The organism is Chitinophaga japonensis (assembly GCF_007830125.1).
Lineage (GTDB): Bacteria > Bacteroidota > Bacteroidia > Chitinophagales > Chitinophagaceae > Chitinophaga > Chitinophaga japonensis.
On record NZ_VLLG01000005.1, the window covers coordinates 454,712 to 475,350 of the forward strand.

Genomic DNA, 20,639 nt, shown 5'->3' on the forward strand with positions numbered 1-20,639 from the left:
GCAGCTAAATTAAGGCAAAATGCCTTCTTACTGCATATCTTCCAGCATTTTCTTGCAATCGGCCTTGATGGCGTTGTCATCCTGGTGGATGCTGCGGAGGGTGACGGCTTTTTTCAGCACTTCCATGGCCTGGGTCTGCTGATCGTCCTTTTTATAGGCGCGCGCCAGCTCCAGGTAATTCAGTATAAATGAGGGATCCAGCTTGCGGCATTTCTCGTAGTTGGCGATGGCCTGCTGCAGGGAGCCATCCGGCAGCCCGCCGAAAAGGGCTTTGGCGGCGTTCCTTTCCAGGAAATTGAGGTTGGCCACTTCATAGTTCCACTTGCCCAGCACATGATAGGCCTCGGCATACCTGGGATTGAACTTGATGGCCAGCTCGGCGTACTTCTTCACATCCCGGGAGGCGGCTACCTTTTCCTTTACGCCGGAAATAAGAGCCATGCGCCCCATGGCTACCGACATGACATAGTTGGCCCCGGCATTGTTGGGCGCCACTTTCAGCGCCTGCTCCGCGTAGCTTTTGGCTTCATTGAAATAACGGGCTTTGGCATCCTTGTCCTTCTGGCGGTTCCCCTCGCGGGAGCTGAGCTCACTGGCCCCAATCAGCGCCTCCACCTGGTCGGGCTGTATTTTCAGGACCTCCTTGTACTTAAGCAGGGCTTCCGATTCTTTCATCTGCTTTTCGAGCTGCTTAGCGGCTGCGATCATTTCATCCACGCTCTGCGCGTACAGGGCGCCGGTGCCCAGGAACAAAAAGCAAACGGCGGCGAGGAATTTTTGTGCCATAGGATGGGTTAGTTTTTTTCAAGCGTAATATAGAAAAAATTAAGTATATCTAATATTCTCTCTCCAGGGATACCAGGGAATTCCGTATGTCCGCCCCCATCGGAGGGTTCATTTTCCGCAGGGAGACCTGCGTTCTTTTAATGCGGGGATACTTTTCCCTTACCGCATTGCTGATAGCCTCCACTACCTGCTCCAGCAGGGGCCTGGGCACGTCCATCACTGTTTTTACAACAGTAAAGAGGTCCTGGTAGTTCACCGTATCCGACAAGCCGTCCACCGGGGAGGTTTCAGGAAAGGTAACGGATACATCCACGATGAAATCGTTACCGATCACCTGCTCCTCCGGGTAAAAGCCGTGAAAGGCGCGCATCCGGATCTGTTCCAATGCAATTGTCAACATCCGTTTTAAATTAATAATTAATAATTAACAATTAATAATCGTAGCATGGATGCTACGTGCAACATGGGTGTTACGGGAATTGTTAATTATTAATTATTCATTATTAATTCAATTAACTGTCGTGTTCCAGGGAAGACAGGTAGCGCTCCGCGTCCAGGGCGGCCATACAGCCGCTGCCGGCGGCGGTTACGGCCTGGCGGTATATTTTGTCCTGCACGTCGCCGCAGGCAAATACGCCTTCCAGGTTGGTGCAGGAGGTGCCGGGAATGGTCCTGATGTATCCCTGCTCGTCCATGTCCAGGAATCCCTGGAAAATGCCGGAGTTGGGCTGGTGCCCGATGGCCACGAAGAAAGCGCTGACAGGAATGGTGGTTTCCTCCTTTGTCTGGTTGTTGATCACCTTTACGGCTTCCACTTTATGCTCGCCCAGCACTTCCTGGGTTTCTGTATTCCAGTACACAATAATATTGGACGTTTTCATGACCCTGTCCTGCATGATCTTGGAGGCGCGCATTTCATGGCGGCGCACGATCATGTGTACGGTAGAGCACATTTTGGAAAGGTACAGGGCCTCTTCAGCCGCGGTATCGCCGGCGCCAACAATGGCCACTTCCTTGCCCCGGAAGAAAAAGCCGTCACAAACGGCGCAGGCGCTTACGCCGCTGCCGTTCAGGCGCTGCTCGGAGGGCAGCCCCAGCCACTTGGCGGAAGCGCCGGTAGCAATGATCACGGCATCGGCGGTGATCACCTTCTCCTCCTCTATCACTACCCGGTACGGGCGTACGGAGAAATCAACGGCGGTAGCCATCCCGTAGCGGATGTCTGCGCCCATGCGGGCGGCCTGCTTTTCAAAATCCACCATCATTTCGGGTCCCTGTATCCCTTCGGGATAGCCGGGATAGTTTTCTACTTCTGTCGTTATAGTGAGCTGTCCGCCGGGCTGTATACCCTGGTATAAAACCGGTTTCAGGTTTGCCCTGGCCGCATAAATGGCTGCGGTATAGCCGGCAGGACCGGAACCAATGATCAGTACATGTACATGCTCTTGCTGTTGTGTGTTTTCCATACTTGTATGCTAAAGATCAATCAATTACTTTACTAATCGGATGCTGCGGTAGCTGGTGGCGTAGCCGCCCCAGTATCCCAGCGCGCCTTCAATGTTGCCCCTCACCTGCAGCGGGGAGGAGAACACGTTGCCATTGCTGGCATAGGCAAAATCCAGGGTGCGCCAGAAATCAAAGGTGGCCTTGTCCACCTGGCTGAACATCACCCGCACGCTGTCGCCCGCCTTGAAATAGCCATAGGTATCGTAATCTATCTGCTGGGACCTGTCATGGCCGGCCTCCAACTGGAGGCTGAAGGTAACGCCGTTCACGATCTGGTCGTCAATGGTAGAATTGATACCGGGTCTGAATATGCCCCCGTTACGCGCGGTCTTGTACCGCACATAGTTGCCTCTTTCCGGCGGATCGGAGATCACGCCCTGCAGGCGGGCCAGGCCGGGATCACTGGATGAAAGATGGGACCACAGGGAGTCCAGGACCATGCCGCTGCCCGGAATGGTGGTTACCCCTTCATAGGTTTCGCCTGCTACGGTGATACGTAAGGTATAGCGGCCCCCGGGCTTTCCTGTGAAGGCATCTGCCAGGGTAGTATCTGCGGAGTAGTAGTACCACTTTACACCACTGGTGGTGTCCCTGGAAAATTCCTTCAGTTGCATGGTGCGGGCGCCGTCCGAAACGGTAACGGTGGCGTTGTGCACAAATGCATTGATCAACTGATCAACGGTGATATGGCTAAAATAGTTCAGGCTGCGTGTCAGGACCACTTCCGGATACCTGTCACTTTCTATGGTCCCCTCCACCACCATCTGTTCTTCGCCCTGCGGCAGGTTGACGGTGACATCCTTTTCGCACGCAGCCATGAATACACAGCCGATAATTAAAATAGCTGTTGTACGCATATAGCTTACAAAAATAAGGTTACATCGGGTAACAAAAAACACCGGCTTGTAATATATACAGCCGGTGTTCTTATAAGTTAGGCGCTAAAGCATATGCCCTCATCCCCCTGCCTCAGCCGAGGTAAGATTTCAGTGAGCCGCTGTAGCGTGCTTTCTGCAGCCTTTTTATGGCGCGTTCCTTGATTTGGCGGATCCTTTCTTTTGTCAGATCGTATTTTTGACCGATCTGCTCGATTGTTGCTCCATTTTCACCATCCAGACCAAAATAAGCGTTAACGATCTCTGCTTCCCGCGGGCTCAAGGATTTCAATACCCGGCGAATCTCTTCGCGCAGCGAGTCACGCATTACATCATCATCGGTAATATCTCCACCTTCAAGCAAGTCGCCCATGGCCACATCCTCTGCTTCGTGTACCGGTGCATCCAGTGACATATGGCGTGTATTGCTCTGAAAAATGTTATTGATCTCCGATTCGGACATTTCCAGGATCTCTGCCAGTTCCTCTGTAGAAGGCTCTCTCTCGTTCTCCTGTTCAAATGCCATGTAAGCTTTATTAGCTTTATTGTATGTGCCAATTTTGTTTTGCGGCAGGCGGACCTGTCTGCCCTGCTCTGCCAACGCCTGCAGGATGGACTGGCGGATCCACCATACGGCGTATGAGATGAATTTGAAACCTTTGGTTTCGTCAAACCGCTGCGCTGCTTTGATCAAGCCTAAATTGCCTTCATTGATAAGGTCGCTGAGGCTAAGCCCCTGGTGCTGATATTGCTTGGCAACGGAAACTACGAAACGCAGGTTTCCGGTTGTTAGTCTTTCAAGAGCCTTTTGGTCGCCCATTTTGATACGTTGCGCCAATACGGTCTCTTCCTCAGGTGTTAACAAAGGGATCTTTGAAATTTCCTGCAGGTATTTTTCTACCGCCTGCGAATCACGGTTGGTGATCTGGGTGGCAATTTTAAGTTGCCTCATATTAAAAGTGAATTGGTTTACGAAATAATAACAGCCTAGTAATAATTTTGTTGCAAATAAGAAATTTTATATCTTACAAAATTTTCCCGACTGACAAATTAGCCTGCAAAGATCGTGCTAATACTTCACTCTTCCAAATACTTCCCGACACAATCTGCATGATAACAAATTACTCTTTTATAACGGATTTTAATAGCGCTTTATTTGTCAATTTTTGTTAGTTTAAGCAATTTTTAACAATTGATAATAAATCATCTTTAAATTAGCTTCTTAACTAATTTATACTGAACGCTATTGCAAATTCTTTAACAAAATGACCATAGATTACAGGAGCGATACCTTCACCAAACCCACCCCGGGCATGCTGCAGGCCATGCTGGCTGCTGAAACCGGTGACGACGTGTTCGGGGAGGATCCCGGCGTGAACAGGCTGGAAGCCATGATGGCAGACTTTTTTGGCAAAGCGGCAGCCCTATACTGCCCTTCCGGCACAATGAGCAACCAGGTTGCCATAAAGGCGCATACCCTGCCGGGCGACGAGGTGATCTGCAGCCACCTGGCGCATGTGTACATCTATGAGGGAGGCGGCATCGCTTTCAATGCCGGCGCCCAGGTAAGGCCGCTCACCGGCGAGCGCGGCATGATCAGCGCGGCGGAAGTGGCGGCAGCCATTAACCCCGATGATGTGCACAAGGCCCGCACCTCCCTGGTATGCCTGGAGAATACAGCCAACCGCGGCGGAGGCTGCTGCTATGACTGGGAGGAGATCCTGCAGATCCGGGCCGTATGCCGGGAGCATGGCCTTCGCCTGCACCTGGACGGGGCCCGGCTCTTCAATGCCCTGATCGCTACCCGGCAGGACCCTAAAGCCTACGGTGAGACTTTTGACAGCATTTCCGTTTGCCTCAACAAAGGCATGGGCTGCCCCATGGGCTCCGTACTGCTGGGCGGCACAGAATTTATCCGGGAAGCGCGCCGTATCCGCAAAAAACTGGGCGGGGGCCTGCGGCAGGCAGGCTATATGGCCGCCACCGGCATTTATGCCATGGAAAACCACCTGCAGCGGCTGGAGGAAGACCACCAGCACGCCAAGCAGATCGCGCACACGCTGCTGGAGAAGAACTTTACCGGCCACATGCTGCCGGTGGAGACCAATATCCTCATTTTTGAAGTGGCGGGCGACTGGACGCCGGCCTCCTTTGCCGCCCACCTGGAAAAAGAAAGCATCAGGGTGATGCCTATTTCCGGCACCCAGGTCCGTATGGTCACCCACCTGGACGTTACCAGGGAAATGGTGGACCGGACCTGTGAGATCATCAGCCTGATGTAAAAAAATATGCGGGTGTTTACCACCAGCCCAGCTTGTGATAATTAAAGTTGTGAATATAGTTGGGGCTAAGGTATACCTGCGACAGGCTGCTGGTATTGGAGCGGAGCATGCCGAACCAGTTCGTGTTGTAAATGAACAGGTCGTCGTAGCCCGCGCCGCCGTTGAAATTGGTCACGGCCAGTTTGTCCACGCCGCCCAGGTTCCAGCTACCGATCCAGTCCTTCTGCCAGGTGCCGCTCAAAGCCGCACCGGAAGAGCGGAGTATGCCCAGGTACTCCTTGTCCCAGTTGCTGGTATTATAAATGTACAGGTCCTTTTTGCCGTCGCCGTTCACATCGGCCAGGTACAGGCGGTCATTGGGCGCCATTTCCCAGCCCGGTATCACGCCATCGTAGCGTTTTACATAAGCCAGGTCATTACCGGTGGAGCGTACCATCAGCAGGTATTCCGGGTTCCAGTTGGTACCGTTGAACACGTACATGTCCGCTTTCCCGTCCCCGTTGAAGTCACCTACAAAATGCTGGTCGTTATCGGCCATGGTCCAGCCGGGCAGGGTGTTGCTGAACACTTTGATGCAGCTTACGCTGTTGCCGGCGGATTTTACCATGCCTACATAGTTGGTGCTCCAGTCCTTGAGGTTGGCCAGGTACAGGTCGTCCTTGCCATCGCCGTCGAAGTCGCCCACATAGAACCTGTCATTCTTGTTCATGATCCAGTAACCGGGCGCGCCCAGGTTGTTGTCATACCTTTTTATAAAGGACATCTTGCTGCCGGTGGACTTCATCATGCCTACATATTTGGTGCTCCAGTTGGTGGTGTTCACAATGTAGAAATCGTCCTTGCCGTCGCCGTCGAAATCGCCTACGTAAAAATCATCGCCGGCGGACATCTGCCAGCCTTCCAGCAGTTTGTCATATCTTTTAATACAGTCGAAACCGTTACCATTGGAGCGGAGCAGGGCAAAATACGGTCCATGGCTGCCCCAGTTGGTGCCGTTGAACACGAAGAGGTCTTTTTTGCCATCGCCGTTGAAATCCGCTACGTAGAACTTGTCGCCAGGTGTGAATTGCCAGCTTGATCCGCCGGTGTTCACCCTTTCGGTAGCGGTAAAAATGTGGTTCATCTCCCCGCCATCTGAGCTGTACAGGGCCAGGCTGTTGCCAAAGTGCAGCGCCAGGTCGCCCCTGCCGTCGCCGGTAAAGTCGCCTGCATAGGAGTTATTGAAATTATAGCTGCGGTAAGGCTTTACCCGGGTCTGCATTTCGTTGTAGCATACGGGGCAGAACAGGGGCGAGTTACCGCGCATGCGGCAGTTCACCACCGGGCGGAACTTGCCCTGGCCGGTGTATTGCGCGCCTTCAAACAGGCCGGCGTCCCTGTCCGTATCAATACCTGCAGGTGCAGCAGCGCCGCAGCCGGTGGTAGTGGGCACGGCGCGGGATGCCGGTACGAAATTCTTCCACTGGCCTTTGAGGGTATTGCGGTTCGTGTTCGTGGTCACGTTCATCGCGGTGGGCTCTGCGCCGCTGTATACTTCACAGTCCACGGTGTACTCATCGGCCAGCAGGCCTACCATATGGCCCATTTCATGCGCGGCTACGGTCCAGCCGGGATCGTTGTCGTTGGTGCCGCGGGTGATGGCCAGCCTGCCGCCGCCTGCGCAGCCGCCAAAACCGGTCTCATTGAGGATAATGAACACGTAGTTGTACTGCGGCACCAGGGAAGTGAGGATGTTATTGAGCCGGGTGGCGGTATTGGGGCCGGGCTCCATCCAGCAGCGGTCCCATATGCCGCTGTAGCGGTAGTCAAGCGCGGTGTTGCGGGCGGTGGTCACGTTACCGTCTGCATCCACCCTGGTAACGCCGGACTGGGTGGAATTGGCGTTGATGCGGTAAATGTTATAGGCATCCATCGTTTCGTCGAACAGGTCCTGGTTGAAGAGGTTCCTCACCAGGTTGTTCACATGGGTATTGTAGGCTGCCTGGTCAGCGGCAGTGAAGCCGTCGCCGATGATGACGAGGTTCAGCTTGGCGCCGTTAGCGCCGTTGCGCAACAGCTCCGTTACGGTTTGGGCCTGCGAGGCTGCGCACAGCACACAGCATAATATGCCCAGGAATATCTTTTGCATCTTGAATACTTTTTGTTGGGGTGAACGAAAGGGGTTATTGACGGCGGATCACTTTCTGCAATGCATCGGTGCTGATCACGCCTTTACGCTGCAGGGCATTGGCCTGCAGCATTTTCACGTTACGGCTTTCCGGTACGGCCTCCCCGCGCACTTTGGAAAATTCCAGCGACGGGGCCTTTATGGCGTTCTTGTCCAGCACCTGCCTGGGCAGGGTGATATTGATATAGGCTTCCTTTGCCTGCAGCACCTTATGGTTGCCGTCCGGCGAATAGGCGTGCATTTCCAGGGGGTCCTGGAAGGAGCCGGTGTATACTTCGCGGCCGTTGTCCTTCAACTGGTACACATACTCGCTGGTAGCGGTGCTGTCCTCTACCAGGCGACCATTCACCCGGGAATAGCTCACCGGCTCGTAGCCGTTGGGCGTTACCCTTACCACTACTTTTACATAGTAGTCATCTGACTGCTGCAAGGTGACCGGTTTTACCAGTTGCTGGGCGCGGATGCCGGTGGCGGCCACGCGCAGGGGCATATTGCCCGCAGTGGGCGCCAAAGTGGCCGTGCGGCTGATCGCGGCGGTACCTGCTACCGTAGCCGGGCTGGCCAGGGTGGCGGTCCTGGCTACCCGTTTGGCCGTTACCGGCACGCTGGTAGCCTTGATGGCCGTGGCCGCGGGCTGGGCCTGCAGGCGGGCTTTGAGGGTGGGCGCTACATTGCGCGCACCGGTTTGTTTGGTTTCCGGGCGGCGGTCTTCCAGCTCAACGTCTCCCTTTTTGAAGCGGTAGAAGAAACGGGCCGCCGGCGGCAGGGCCTCCCGCAGCGCATCGTCAATGAACTTGTCCACCACGTTGCAGGTAATACGGGTATCCAGGGATATCTCCGTAACGAACAGCATGATCTGGTAAGAAGATTCCAGGCTGCTGATCAGCTCTGACAGGGGCACATCGGCGGCTTTAATGGACATTTTGCCGCTTTTGGCGTCATAGCGGATGCTGATCTCCGCTGCCGGGTGGCGGTATGCAGCAGGATGGTTTGCCAGGATACGGCTCCCCGGCGCGGGATATACCAGCACGCAGGAGAACATGACCGTCAGCAGGGTCCTGATCCGGGCGGTAAGCTTCCTGTACAGCGGGTGGACGGGCCTCCGTTGTTCGCTTCCCGGCGGAAGCAAATGAGTGGTGTTCGGTTTCATGATCTTTCTTTTGGGGTTATAAAAAAATGAGCTTCAGGGTCCATCCTCCATACGGGTGTAACGCCGAAATGTGCTGCGATACGGGTTTCGGGGTTATGGACAATGAATTTCCCCGCAATACTAGGCCATTCTGCCAAAAGTTGCCCGCCTGAAGTTGGTGGTTGGCTTGAAAAGTTTAATATCTGGCAGATTTGAGGAGATAAACGTAAAATCCCAAATCCCAAATCCCAAAATGCAAGGCAGGCCCCCAACTGATACTGAACGGTTATTTGTGGCCAGGTGGCTGCCCCGGATTGGAATTTGGGATTTGGGTTTTGGAATTTTATATTTTTGCAGACCTATTATAATGACAAGCATGGAACTTTCTAAGAATTATCTACCGGCAGCTACAGAGGAAAAATGGTACCGGCACTGGACAGACAAGGGCTATTTCAGGAGCCAGCCTGATAACCGCCCGCCCTTTACGATCGTGATACCCCCTCCCAACGTTACCGGGGTGCTGCATATGGGGCATACCCTCAATGAAACGGTACAGGACATCCTGGTGCGCCATGCGCGCATGAGCGGCTTCAACGCCTGCTGGGTGCCCGGCTCCGACCATGCTTCCATAGCCACCGAAGCGAAAGTGGTAGACATGCTGAAACGCGAGAAAGGCATTGAGAAATCCCAGCTTAGCCGCGAGGAATTCCTGCGCTATGCCTATGAGTGGAAGGACAAGTACGGCGGCATTATTTACCAGCAGATCAAAAAGCTGGGCTGCTCCTGCGACTGGGACCGGGTGACCTTTACCATGGACGATCATTACTACGAGGCGGTGATCAAAGTGTTCAACGACCTGTACAAGAAAGGACTGATCTACCGTGGGGCGCGCATGATCAACTGGGACCCCAAGGCCAAAACGGCGCTGAGCGACGAGGAAGTGGAATATAAAGACCTGCAGGGCAAACTATATTACGTGAACTACGCCATCGTGGACAGCGAGAACAATGCTACCGGCGATTTCATTACCATTGCCACCCAGCGCCCCGAAACCATCATGGGCGATACCGCCATTTGCGTAAACCCTTCCGATGAGCGCTATGCGCACCTGCGGGGCCGTTATGCCGTGGTGCCCCTGGTAAACCGCAAGGTGCCCGTGATATTCGACGAATACGTAGACCCCTCCTTTGGCACCGGCGCGCTGAAAGTAACGCCGGCGCATGATATCAATGACTACAACCTGGGCCTGAAACATCACTTGGAAGTGGTGGACACGCTGAACGAAGACGGTACGCTGAGCGCCGCCGCCGGCGTGTTCATTGGCGAAGACCGTTTTACCGCCCGGAAAAAAGTAGTGGCTGCATTGCAGGAGCAGGGCATACTGAGCAAGGAGGAGGTATACACCACCCGCCTGGGATACAGCCAGCGCAATCCCGATACCGTGGTGGAGCCGCGCATCAGCACGCAGTGGTTCGTAAAGATGGCGGAGCTGGCCAAACCGGCCCTGGAGGCCGTAGTCAACGGTGATGTACGCATACATCCCGGCGACCGCTTCCTGGCCACCTACAGGTATTGGATGGAGAATGTGAAGGACTGGTGCATCAGCCGGCAACTGTGGTGGGGACAACGTATCCCGGCCTATTACGCGCCGGACGGCAGCTTTGAGGTAGCCGAAACAGCGGAACAGGCGCTGGCGCAGTTCCATGCCCGGCCGGACTTTGCCGGCCTGCAAGCGGCGGACCTGCGGCAGGACGAGGACGTGCTGGATACCTGGTTCTCCTCCTGGCTGTGGCCTATGGAGGTGTTCCATGGCATTACGCAACCAGGCAATAAAGAGATAGACTACTACTACCCTACCAGCGTGCTGGTAACCGGGCAGGATATCATCTTCTTCTGGGTGGCGCGCATGATCATGGCCGGCCTGGAATACAAGCAGGAAAAGCCTTTCAGCGATGTATACTTTACCGGCATGGTGCGCGACAAGCTGGGCCGCAAGATGAGCAAATCCCTGGGCAACTCGCCGGACCTGCTGGAGCTGATAGACCGCTTTGGCGCGGATGCCGTGCGCTTTGGCATCATGATCTCTTCTCCTGCCGGCAACGACCTCCTGTTTGACGAAGCCAGTTGCGAGCAGGGACGCAATTTCTGCAACAAGATATGGAACGCGCTGAAGCTCGTGAAAATGTGGGAAGCCCGGCAGTCAGCCGAAGAAAAAGACAGCACGGAAAGCGCATTCGCCATCCAATGGTTCGACAGCCGCCTGCGGGAAGTACGGCAGGAGGTGGACCAACTGTTCAGGGACTTCCGGCTGAGCGAGGCGCTGAAAACCATTTACAGCCTGGTATGGGACGATTTCTGCAGTTGGTACCTGGAGTGGGTGAAGCCCGGCTTTGAACAGCCGATTGCCACCGGCGTATACCGCCAGACGCTGCAATTCTTTGAGCAGTTGATGCAATTGCTGCACCCTTTCATGCCTTTTGTAACAGAAGAGCTGTACCAGCAACTGCAAACCAGGGCCGCAGGCGACGACCTGATCATCCGGCAGTTCCAGCCGGTGGCAGCGCCGGGCCACGCCATCCTGGTGGAAGGCGCGCTGGCCAAAGAGGTGATCAGCAGCATCCGCGACGCCCGCAACAAGCACCAGCTCAAACCGAAGGACCCGATCACCCTGCACATTGATACCCATCATGAAAACGCCTTCCGCCAGATAGAAAGCATCCTGGCCAAACAGGTGAATGCCAAAGCTATCGTGTATACGAAAACGGCGGTGCCGGGCGGCATTACCCTGGTGGTGCAAAAGGACAAACTCTATATTGAAACGGAAAAGACGCTGGATACCGGCGCCCAGAAGGCGCAATTGGAGCAGGACCTGGTATACCAGCAGGGCTTCCTGGCATCTGTAGAGAAAAAGCTGGGCAACGAGCGTTTTGTCCAGAACGCCAAACCCGAAGTGGTGGCCGCAGAGCGCAAGAAAAAAGCCGATGCGGAGGAAAAGATACGGGTGATCATGGAGAGCCTGAAGCAGATGTAATTTTTAGCGGCAGCAAACGTTAAATGTAGATGCCGCTGCTTACTTATACTATGATACGAAAGACCTTTTTATTGTACGGGCTGTTACTGGCGGGTTGCGCGCAGGTATGTGCGCAATCTGCCGGTAAGGGCAAAACAGGGAATAAAAAACCGCTCCGCTTCCGTACCACCTGGGGCGTTTTCCTGAGCGATACCCTGCCCCGCCCGGAAGTGGTGAAGCTGCTGGATTCCTCCCTGGTAGTGCGCGACCAGCAGAACAACAAATATCCCGTGGTATCCTTTGACCTCACCTATGCACAAAAGGAACCCTACCTGAACGACACCACCGGCCGGCCGGGCTTCTATACGGAGTACATCGGGGACTCCTTCCGGTCCGACAAGCTCTCCCCCCTCTGGAGCAGCCGTTTAAAGGACATGCTGTCCACCGGCGAGGTCCTTTTCTTCGATAACATTATCATTAAATATCCCGGCCCCGCGGGGCAGGAGGACAAATACTACCGTGTTCCCGAACTAAGAATTGTGGTCCGGTGACGTTCAATAACTAAAAAGCTGCTGCAATGGCAGGATGAAATCAAACCGGTTACGGGCGTTATCCGCCGGGTCCTGGTCCAGCAGGTGGCTGTAGCGGACGCCGAAGGTGAAAGGAATGGTATTGCCGATCTTCGTATCAAAGAACAGCTCCCCTCCCGTGGATGCATAGCGGGTAGTGACCTTAGCCCTGAAATCATACGCTTCACTGTGATCATAGAACACATTGCCCCGCAGGCGCAGCAGGTACACCAGGTGCGCAAAGCCCCAGTCCGGGTATACGATGGGAAAATGATAATTGGCCCCCAGCTTGAAAATGTGCTGGTAAAAGGGATCATTATACCCCCTGGCATATACGAAATTATCTGAAAAGGAATAGCGCTGCATGGTGTCCTTCCGCTGGTAAGCGCCCTGCAGCACCAGGTTGTGATTGGGAAACAGGCCTGGCAGGTACAGGTCCATTCGGCCGTAGAGCTGGTGCGCCGGCACATTGTCTACGGAATGGGTGTACTGCAGGTACAGGTATTGCCCGAAATGGGTGAATATGTTCTGCGGGGCCTTTACCCGCTGGTTATTGAATACCAGGGCGTTACTGAGATACTGCACGCCGTCGTCCACGAACTTGAAGCCCCGGGCGTAGGTCTGCAAATAGTGATAGTTGCTGCTGAGGGAAAGGCTCCTGCCATACAAGCCGGAGGACAGGATCAGCGGGATGGTGAATCCCCCGTGCCAGTCCAGCTCGTTCCAGTACAGGCGGCCGCGGTTCTGCGTAAGCACGGAGCGGTTAATCGTATAGTCCACCCCTGCCTGCAGGTAAGGGAACCAGGCCCCGTACAGGAAATTGGCGCCCAGCGTGGAGCTGCCCTCGTTGCGGTTATACGTATAGCCAATGGCGGTAGATGCGGTGTTCAGCACATTATTCCCGTACAGCGTAAGGCTGTAATCCGGATCATCGAAGGTGGGCACCCAACTGTGCAGGTTAAAAAGGCCGTACGCTTTATGATACGGCTGTACCGGGTAATGCCGGGCGGGTATGCTGTCCAGTATGTTGCCGCCTTCCTTAAAATCGGGGCGCAGCCAGGCGCTGTGCGCATTCACCGTGGTATCCACTTCCGGCCAGGCGCCGGCCCGCAGCGGGGCGGTGTAAAGGGAATAGCCATTGCTGGTGAATTCGCTGAACACCAACTGCCGGTTGCTGACTGCGGCATGCAGCACGCTGTTGGGGCGGTCCGTTACCTGGTACAGCTTTTTATCCGCCAGCGTCACCGCGTATATATTATTCACGTCTTTCCGGGAGCCGGTAAAGTACACCGTATCACCGGACACCACGGGCGCACCGATCACGTTGTAGCTGAAGGGGGTCAATAGCGTAGCGGCGCCGTCTGCCAGGGATTGCCGGACCAGGGCCATCTGCCCTTCCCGGTTGCGCACGGGGCTGATCACGGCGCCGCCGTCTGCCGTAAAGCGGGGAAAGGTATAGTACCAGTTATCCGGGTTGGGCAGGGCGCTGAGCAGGGCGCCGGTATGCGCATTGAGCAGGTGCAGCCCGTAACGCTGCCCCGGTGTAGTGAAGGCGGTAATGATCCGTTCGCCGTCCGGCGTAATGTCCGGGGAGAAATATTTTGTGTGATGCGTGATCGTATAGGTTTTGCCGTTAGCCCGGTCATGCATTTTTATAATGGAATAGTCCTTCCATCCCCAGCGGGGATCGTAGCGGGCCTCGGTCCATAGCAGGCGGCCGTTGCTGTAGCTGAAAAAATCGTCAAAGCGGCTGCCGGGGCGGGTAATGAGCTGCTCGTGCCCGCTGCTGTCCACCAGGTAAAAGCCGGGTATGCGCTGGTAGCTGCTTTTCAGCACCACCCACTGGCCGGGACCGGCGCTGTACACGTAGCGGTAGTTGGTCACTACTTTGGCCGGGGGCAGCAGCGGACTGGCCGGGGTGATCTCCTTCCTGGCCGCATATTCCTTCCACCACTGGTTATACTCCTGCATGGCGGCCTGGTAAAAACCGGTGATATTATGCCCCGTTCTGCGGCGCAGGCTCTGCGAAAGCGGGTAAAATAATCCCCGGAAGCGTACCGCATCCGTGGTGACGTCTTTCCAGAACGTTTGCCCGTAATGGTTACGGCCGTAGGTGCTTAGCAGGTATCCCAGCTCGTAGTGATTGGGCACATAATCCCGGTAGGAACCGTTGCGGATCTTCATGTAGGAGTAATCCTCGCCGGACAGCGCCAGGCCGCGGAAACCGTCAAAGAAAGCGGGCAGGCGTCCCCTGCCCTGCGCGCTGAGCGCTGTTTCCATGGTCACCGCATCGCCCTCCCAGAACCAGTTGGGCACCGCGATATTGGTCACAGCCGCCTGTCCCAGCTCTCCGCCCAGGTAAGAGAATACTTTGGAGATCCCCTGGCGGAAATTGATATTCTGCAGCACATGGCGGTATTCATGCAGCGCCAGTTGATCCTCCCACTGCAGGGAGCCCAGCTCCAGGGAGGAAGGCGGCGGCGCCAGGTAAAACTCCGAGCGGAAAGGCCCCAGTTGCACATAGCCGTTGGACAGGAGGGTCTGGTTCTGCAGCACAATGTCCACCTTGCCCTGCCGGTTACCTATGGAGGTGCGCGCTTGGCGGTTAAGGTAATGCACAATATCCGCCACCCGCTGTCCCTGTGCCTCCAGCCCGGCCGGAAAAATAACGCGGGCGGTATCGGTATTGATCTGCCGCCACTGCAGGGAGGGCGGGTTGCCGCCGAAACGCTGGGCCAAAAGCAAGGAAGGGAACAGTAAAAGGATGAGCAGATGTGCAACTGTGCAGGCGGCAGGGACCGGATAGAGTGGTTGAATGGTGCATTTCATGTGGTGCTGTGCTGATACGCTGATCTGCTAATATAATATATTAAATGTGCAAATCAGCATTCCGGCAGGCTGATGGGAATATTCACCGCTAGGCCGCCATCGGAGGTTTCCTTGTACTTGGAATTCATGTCCAGGGCGGTTTCCCACATGGTTTTCACTACAGCGTCCAGGGATACCTTGGCCAGCTCGGGATTGCTTTGCAGGGCCAGTTGGGAGGCGGTTATGGCCTTAATGGCGCCCATAGTGTTCCTTTCTATGCAGGGCACCTGCACCAGCCCGCCAATGGGATCGCAGGTAAGACCCAGGTGGTGCTCCATGGCTATTTCAGCAGCCATCAGCACCTGGCGCTGGGCGCCGCCCAGGCATTCGGTAAGGGCGGCGGCGGCCATGGCCGAGGATACGCCGATTTCCGCCTGGCAGCCACCCATGGCGGCAGAAATGGTGGAGCGCTTTTTAAAGATGCTGCCTATTTCGGAAGCGGTAAGCAGGAACTGGATGATCTTTGCGGGCTGGTAGCCATCGCAAAAGGTGATATAATACTGCAGCACGGCGGGGATCACGCCGGCCGCACCATTGGTGGGGGCGGTCACCACCCGGCCAAAGGAGGCGTTCTCTTCGTTAACCGCCAGGGCAAAGCAGCTCACCCAGTCCAGCGTATAGGCGAAGTGGTTGCCACCGCCGCGGATCGCGGCGATCCAGGAATCAAAATCGTGGTAAGTGCGGCCCTGCAGCAGCTTTTTGTTCAGCGCGGCAGCGCGGCGCGCTACCCGCAGGCCGCCCGGCAGCTCGCCTGTGGTATGGCAGCCCCGGAAAATGCAGTCGCGCATTACCTCCCAGATGTGCAGCACGCCTTCGCGGGTGGCCGCTTCGGAGCGCCAGGCCTGCTCGTTCTCCATCACCAGCTCGGAAATGGAATAGCCGGTCTTGATGCACCATTGCAATAGCTGGCGCGCATTGTCTACCGGGAAAGGCAGTTCCGCGGAGGCTATACCGGCCGTGCCGGCTACGCCCGCCTGCTCACCTTCCTTCACCACGAAGCCGCCGCCCGTGGAATACCAGGTGAAAGCCTGCTGCTCCCCGCCGCTAAAGCTCACCAGGAAGGTAAGCGCGTTGGGATGGAAAGGCAGGCTTTCTTCGTAGAGGAACTCAATATCTTCGAGGGGGTCAAAGTCAATTTCATGACGGCCGTTGAGCAGCAGCTTTTTCATACGGCGGATATCATTCACCTTGGCGTTGATGTTATTCACGTCGAAAGTAACGGGATCGTCGCCGGAAAGGCCCAGTTGCACTGCAATATCGGTACCGTGGCCGTGGCCGGTCTTGGCCAGGGAACCGTACAGGAGCACCCCTACCCTTTCCACGGCATCCAGCCGGGAGGCGGTTTCCAGCTCCTGCAGGAAACGCAGCGCCGCCCGCCAGGGACCCAGGGTATGCGAACTGGAGGGACCTACGCCTATCTTGAAAATATCAAATACGGAAATGCTTTCCTGTGCCACTGTTTTGGTGTTTTGGCGCCAAAGGTAGGGAAAAGTTGGCAGTGGCTATTTAAAATCCACCAGCCCTACTTCGCACACCAGCACGGAGTTGGCCGGGATATCTTCCACGCTTATATTGCCAAAACCGAGGGCGGAAGGGATGATCATGAAGATCCGGCCGCCTTTGGCCACTTTCTGCAGCCCGATCTGCCAGCCGGCGATGTGATCCTTGAGCGGGCGGCCGTCAAAATCGGTGGGCCCGAGGGCAACGTCTATCAGCTTGTCGTCCAGGAAACGGCGGGTATAGGTGATGTAGGGCACATTTTCCAGCGTCATAAAGCTGGTGCTGTCGCCCTTGTCAATTACGGCGTAATACAAGCCGGTAGGATCTTTCGTCAGTTGCAGGTTGTGGGAGTGAATATACTGCAGTATCCGGGCCTGCTCTGCGCCGGTGCCAGCGTCGTCCATGTTTTCCAGCAGAGCGGAAGACTCTTTCTTGGCGCAGCCGGAGAGCAGTATACAGGTAATGCAGTAAAGGCTAGTTTGTAAAATCAGCTTCATTCCTCAATTTTTGTTTCATCCGTCAATATTTAATTTTTTACGGGTCGGATGACATCGAAGATGCATCGAGTCCTATAAATGTCTATTATAACCGAGATAAACCTCGCCCCTGTGTAAGCAATGTTTATCATGCCCGGTTTCACAGGGTTTCATTTGTTAAACGCCGGAAAACGGGAAATGTTACAAAAAAAGCACGGTCGCTGCTGCGCAGCAACCGTGCCTATCATGTAAGGGTACCTTGTACCGGGTATTAATAGTCCATACCCATGCCGTGACCGCCGGGCATAGCAGGAGCAGCCTGCTTGGGCTCGGGTTTGTCGGCCACCACGCATTCGGTGGTCAGGAGCATGCCTGCAATAGAGGAGGCATTTTCCAGGGCGATACGGGTTACTTTGGTCGGGTCAATTACACCGGCGGAGATCAGCTTTTCGTAAGCTTCCGTGCGGGCATTGAAACCGAAGTCGCCTTTACCTTCTTTTACTTTCTGCACTACGATAGAACCTTCGATACCAGCGTTAGCAGTGATCTGGCGCAGGGGCTCTTCGATGGCGCGTTTGATGATGGCGATACCGGTAGTTTCGTCGTTGTTGTCGCCTTTCAGGGACTCCAGCACTTCGATTGCACGGATGTAAGCCACACCACCACCTGCTACGATGCCTTCTTCTACGGCAGCGCGGGTAGCGTGCAGGGCGTCGTCTACGCGGTCTTTCTTCTCTTTCATTTCCACTTCGGTAGCAGCACCTACATACAGTACGGCCACACCACCGCTCAGCTTGGCCAGGCGTTCCTGCAGCTTTTCACGGTCGTAGTCGGAAGTAGTTACTTCTATCTGGGCCTTGATCTGGCTGATGCGGGCCTGGATATCTTTCTTCTCGCCTTTACCACCTACGATGGTCGTGTTGTCTTTATCGATGGTTACGGATTCTGCCCTGCCCAGGTAAGTGAGGTCGGCATTTTCCAGTTTGTAACCCTGGTCTTCGCTGATCACGATACCACCGGTCAAGGTAGCGATGTCGGTCAGCATTTCCTTCCTGCGGTCGCCAAAGCCGGGGGCTTTTACAGCGGCCACTTTCAGGGTACCGCGCAGTTTGTTCACCACCAGGGTAGCCAGTGCTTCGCCTTCCAGGTCTTCAGAGATGATCAGGAGGGGTGCGCCCTGCTGTGCTACTTTTTCCAGGATGTGCAGGATGTCCTTCATGGCGCTGATCTTCTTGTCGTAGATCAGGATGTAGGGATTCTGCAGCTCTACCTGCATTTTTTCGCTGTTGGTGATGAAGTAAGCGGACAGGTAACCGCGGTCGAACTGCATACCTTCTACTACTTCTACGGTAGTGTCGGTGCCTTTTGCTTCCTCAACGGTGATCACGCCGTCCTTGGTCACTTTGTTCATGGCCTCGGCGATCAGCTTACCGATCTCGGAGTCGTTATTAGCGGAGATAGCGGCCACCTGCTCAATTTTCTGGTTGTCGCTACCTACTTTTTCAGATTGTTTTTTCAGGTTTTCCACTACAGCTTTCACGGCTTTGTCAATACCGCGTTTCAGGTCCATAGGGTTAGCGCCGGCAGCTACGTTCTTTAAACCTTCGCCGATGATGGACTGGGCCAGTACGGTGGCAGTGGTAGTACCATCACCTGCCACGTCGGCAGTTTTGGAAGCTACTTCCTTCACCATCTGGGCGCCCATGTTCTCGATAGGATCCTCCAGCTCTATCTCTTTAGCAACGGTCACACCATCCTTGGTCACACCCGGAGCGCCGAATTTCTTTTCGATAACAACATTGCGGCCTTTAGGACCCAGGGTCACTTTCACTGCGTCGGCCAGGACATCAACGCCCTTCTTCATTTTGTTGCGGGCATCAGTGTTAAAGAATATTTGTTTTGCCATAATCGTAAATGATTTTTAGGTTTTAATGTGGAATGTTTGGGAGAGAGCTACGCAAGCTGTCTTAAACAATCGCCAAAATGTCGGATTCACGCATAATTAAGTAATCATCGCCTTCAAAGCTGATCTCGGTGCCGGAGTATTTGCCATACAGTACAGTGTCTCCTACCTTAACGGTTACAGGCTCGTCCTTTTTACCAGGACCAGCAGCTACAACTGTGCCTTTTTGCGGTTTTTCCTTGGCAGTGTCGGGAATAATGATGCCACCGGCGGTTTTTTCTTCAGCGGCTGCGGGTTTCACAATTACCCTGTCAGCTAAAGGTTTAATACTTAAATTCTTAGCCATAGTATTTAAATTTTAAAAAAGTTTGATAGCAAATAACAACTTAATAAGGTAAGATTAGAATTTTGACGTTTGTTTCGCCCTCGAGAATTATGCCAAGGGGGATTTCGGGTCAAATTTTCAGTCAGCCAGGACGGCAAAGATAGGGAGGACTGACATAAATGCCAATTTTTCAGGAATCCCGTCAAAAAGTGGCAGAAAAGGGACTGCTCAGCTAGTTTTGCCATTGTGAACAAATTGCTCTAGCTTTGCGCCCTTATTAGTTCTTATAGATATAAAGATGATCAGTAGAAGAAATATCCGGGTAAAGGTGATGCAAACCCTTTACGCCCTGGAAACAATGGAGCCTGGCAATATTAAACCAGGTACGGCTACCAGCCTGCTACGGGAGAAGCTGGACCAGACCTGTCAGATCTTTACTTACTTACTCTACTCCCTGGTACAGGTGGCCCGATACGCGGAAACAGACGCCAGGGCCCGCGCTTCCAAACACCTGCCTACTGCAGACGACCTGAACGTAAATACCAAGATATCCGGCAACGAATTCCTGGAACAGATACACCAGGACAAAGGCTTCCAGGCCAACCTGGAAATGTGGAAAATGCGGTTCCTGCCCGACCAGGAGCTGATCCGCAAGCTCTATAACAGCCTCGCCGCCGCCGATATTTACAGGACCTACATACAGACACCCGGCCGCAACCGGGCCGCCGAAAAGGAAATAGTGGAATACATGTATAAAAATGTGCTGGTGGGCAATGAGCTGTTCCTGCAGCACATGGAGGACCATTTCCTTCACTGGGGCGATGATGCGGAGATGATGGGCCTGCTGATCAATAACTACCTGAACAAGCCCCACCTGTTCAACTTCATGCAGCTCATCAGCCAGGAAAAGCTGGAATATGCGCGGGAGCTGCTGCTGACGGTCAGCGATAAGAAGGACTACTGCCTGGAGCTGATCAAGCCCAAGCTGCAGAACTGGGACCCGGAAAGAATAGCGGCGGTAGACATGTTGCTGATGGAAATGGGCGTTTGCGAGTTCCTCTACTTTCCTACCATTCCCACCAAGGTGACGATCAATGAATATATTGACCTGGCCAAGACCTACAGCACGCCGCAGAGCGGGCAGTTTGTGAACGGCATACTGGACAATATCCTCAAAGACCTGGAACAGGCGCAGCAGATACAGAAAACAGACCGTACGAAAAAATAGTTACTTTTGCGGACG

General features: G+C 54.5%; 16 protein-coding genes. 4 read left to right on the top strand and 12 right to left on the bottom strand.

From position 1 onward, the window contains the following. Positions 1-27 precede the first annotated feature (27 nt). The 5 genes from LX66_RS23240 to LX66_RS23260 all read right to left on the bottom strand — a co-directional run bounded on the left by LX66_RS23240 (position 28) and on the right by LX66_RS23260 (position 4,119). The gene (locus LX66_RS23240; protein WP_145717892.1) at positions 28-786 is read right to left on the bottom strand and encodes a tetratricopeptide repeat protein; all 759 of its coding nucleotides are present in this window, start codon (positions 784-786) and stop codon (positions 28-30) included. 49 nt (positions 787-835) lie between these two features. Next, entirely contained in the window at positions 836-1,186 is a 351-nt protein-coding gene (gene folB / locus LX66_RS23245) for a dihydroneopterin aldolase (protein WP_145717894.1), read from the bottom strand. Positions 1,187-1,298: 112 nt separating this feature from the next. Continuing rightward, positions 1,299-2,252: a thioredoxin-disulfide reductase gene (trxB, locus tag LX66_RS23250; RefSeq protein WP_145717895.1), complete on the bottom strand. Its 954-nt coding sequence runs from the start codon at positions 2,250-2,252 to the stop codon at positions 1,299-1,301. Between the two features lie 24 nt (positions 2,253-2,276). Continuing rightward, a complete protein-coding gene (locus LX66_RS23255) occupies positions 2,277-3,110 on the bottom strand; it encodes a DUF4249 domain-containing protein (RefSeq protein ID WP_158642727.1) in 834 nt (277 codons plus the stop codon). Between the two features lie 151 nt (positions 3,111-3,261). Then, positions 3,262-4,119: a sigma-70 family RNA polymerase sigma factor gene (locus tag LX66_RS23260; RefSeq protein ID WP_145717900.1), complete on the bottom strand. Its 858-nt coding sequence runs from the start codon at positions 4,117-4,119 to the stop codon at positions 3,262-3,264. Positions 4,120-4,432: 313 nt separating this feature from the next. On the opposite strand from LX66_RS23260, the gene LX66_RS23265 reads away from it, so the two are divergent. Further along, positions 4,433-5,449: a threonine aldolase family protein gene (locus LX66_RS23265; protein WP_145717902.1), complete on the top strand. Its 1,017-nt coding sequence runs from the start codon at positions 4,433-4,435 to the stop codon at positions 5,447-5,449. Positions 5,450-5,465: 16 nt separating this feature from the next. Here LX66_RS23265 and LX66_RS23270 read toward each other — a convergent pair whose 3' ends face one another. Next, a complete protein-coding gene (locus tag LX66_RS23270) occupies positions 5,466-7,577 on the bottom strand; it encodes a M64 family metallopeptidase (RefSeq protein WP_145717904.1) in 2,112 nt (703 codons plus the stop codon). Between the two features lie 34 nt (positions 7,578-7,611). Then, positions 7,612-8,766 (bottom strand): hypothetical protein, encoded by a 1,155-nt coding sequence (locus LX66_RS23275; protein WP_145717906.1) that lies wholly within the window; start codon positions 8,764-8,766, stop codon positions 7,612-7,614. Between the two features lie 355 nt (positions 8,767-9,121). Here LX66_RS23275 and LX66_RS23280 point away from each other — a divergent pair, with 355 nt between their 5' ends. Together LX66_RS23280 and LX66_RS23285 are read left to right on the top strand one after the other, a co-directional pair. After that, the gene (locus tag LX66_RS23280) at positions 9,122-11,776 is read left to right on the top strand and encodes a valine--tRNA ligase (protein ID WP_145717908.1); all 2,655 of its coding nucleotides are present in this window, start codon (positions 9,122-9,124) and stop codon (positions 11,774-11,776) included. Between the two features lie 50 nt (positions 11,777-11,826). Next, entirely contained in the window at positions 11,827-12,306 is a 480-nt protein-coding gene (locus tag LX66_RS23285) for a hypothetical protein (protein ID WP_145717910.1), read from the top strand. A gap of 3 nt (positions 12,307-12,309) precedes the next feature. Here the strand turns inward: LX66_RS23285 and LX66_RS23290 are convergent, their stop codons facing one another. The 5 genes from LX66_RS23290 to LX66_RS23310 all read right to left on the bottom strand — a co-directional run bounded on the left by LX66_RS23290 (position 12,310) and on the right by LX66_RS23310 (position 19,417). Beyond that, positions 12,310-15,063, bottom strand: coding sequence for a TolB family protein (locus LX66_RS23290; RefSeq protein WP_145717912.1), 2,754 nt, complete (start codon positions 15,061-15,063; stop codon positions 12,310-12,312). A 143-nt stretch (positions 15,064-15,206) separates the two neighbouring features. Continuing rightward, positions 15,207-16,649, bottom strand: coding sequence for an L-serine ammonia-lyase (locus LX66_RS23295; protein WP_145717914.1), 1,443 nt, complete (start codon positions 16,647-16,649; stop codon positions 15,207-15,209). Positions 16,650-16,694: 45 nt separating this feature from the next. Beyond that, a complete protein-coding gene (locus tag LX66_RS23300; RefSeq protein WP_145717916.1) occupies positions 16,695-17,189 on the bottom strand; it encodes an FKBP-type peptidyl-prolyl cis-trans isomerase in 495 nt (164 codons plus the stop codon). Positions 17,190-17,439: 250 nt separating this feature from the next. Then, the gene (gene groL, locus LX66_RS23305; protein ID WP_145717918.1) at positions 17,440-19,074 is read right to left on the bottom strand and encodes a chaperonin GroEL; all 1,635 of its coding nucleotides are present in this window, start codon (positions 19,072-19,074) and stop codon (positions 17,440-17,442) included. A gap of 61 nt (positions 19,075-19,135) precedes the next feature. Then, positions 19,136-19,417 carry a co-chaperone GroES gene (locus tag LX66_RS23310; protein ID WP_089915754.1) on the bottom strand — a complete coding sequence of 94 codons (282 nt, stop codon included), beginning with the start codon at positions 19,415-19,417 and terminating at the stop codon, positions 19,136-19,138. 277 nt (positions 19,418-19,694) lie between these two features. Here LX66_RS23310 and nusB point away from each other — a divergent pair, with 277 nt between their 5' ends. After that, a complete protein-coding gene (gene nusB / locus LX66_RS23315; RefSeq protein ID WP_145717920.1) occupies positions 19,695-20,624 on the top strand; it encodes a transcription antitermination factor NusB in 930 nt (309 codons plus the stop codon). Positions 20,625-20,639 lie beyond the last annotated feature (15 nt).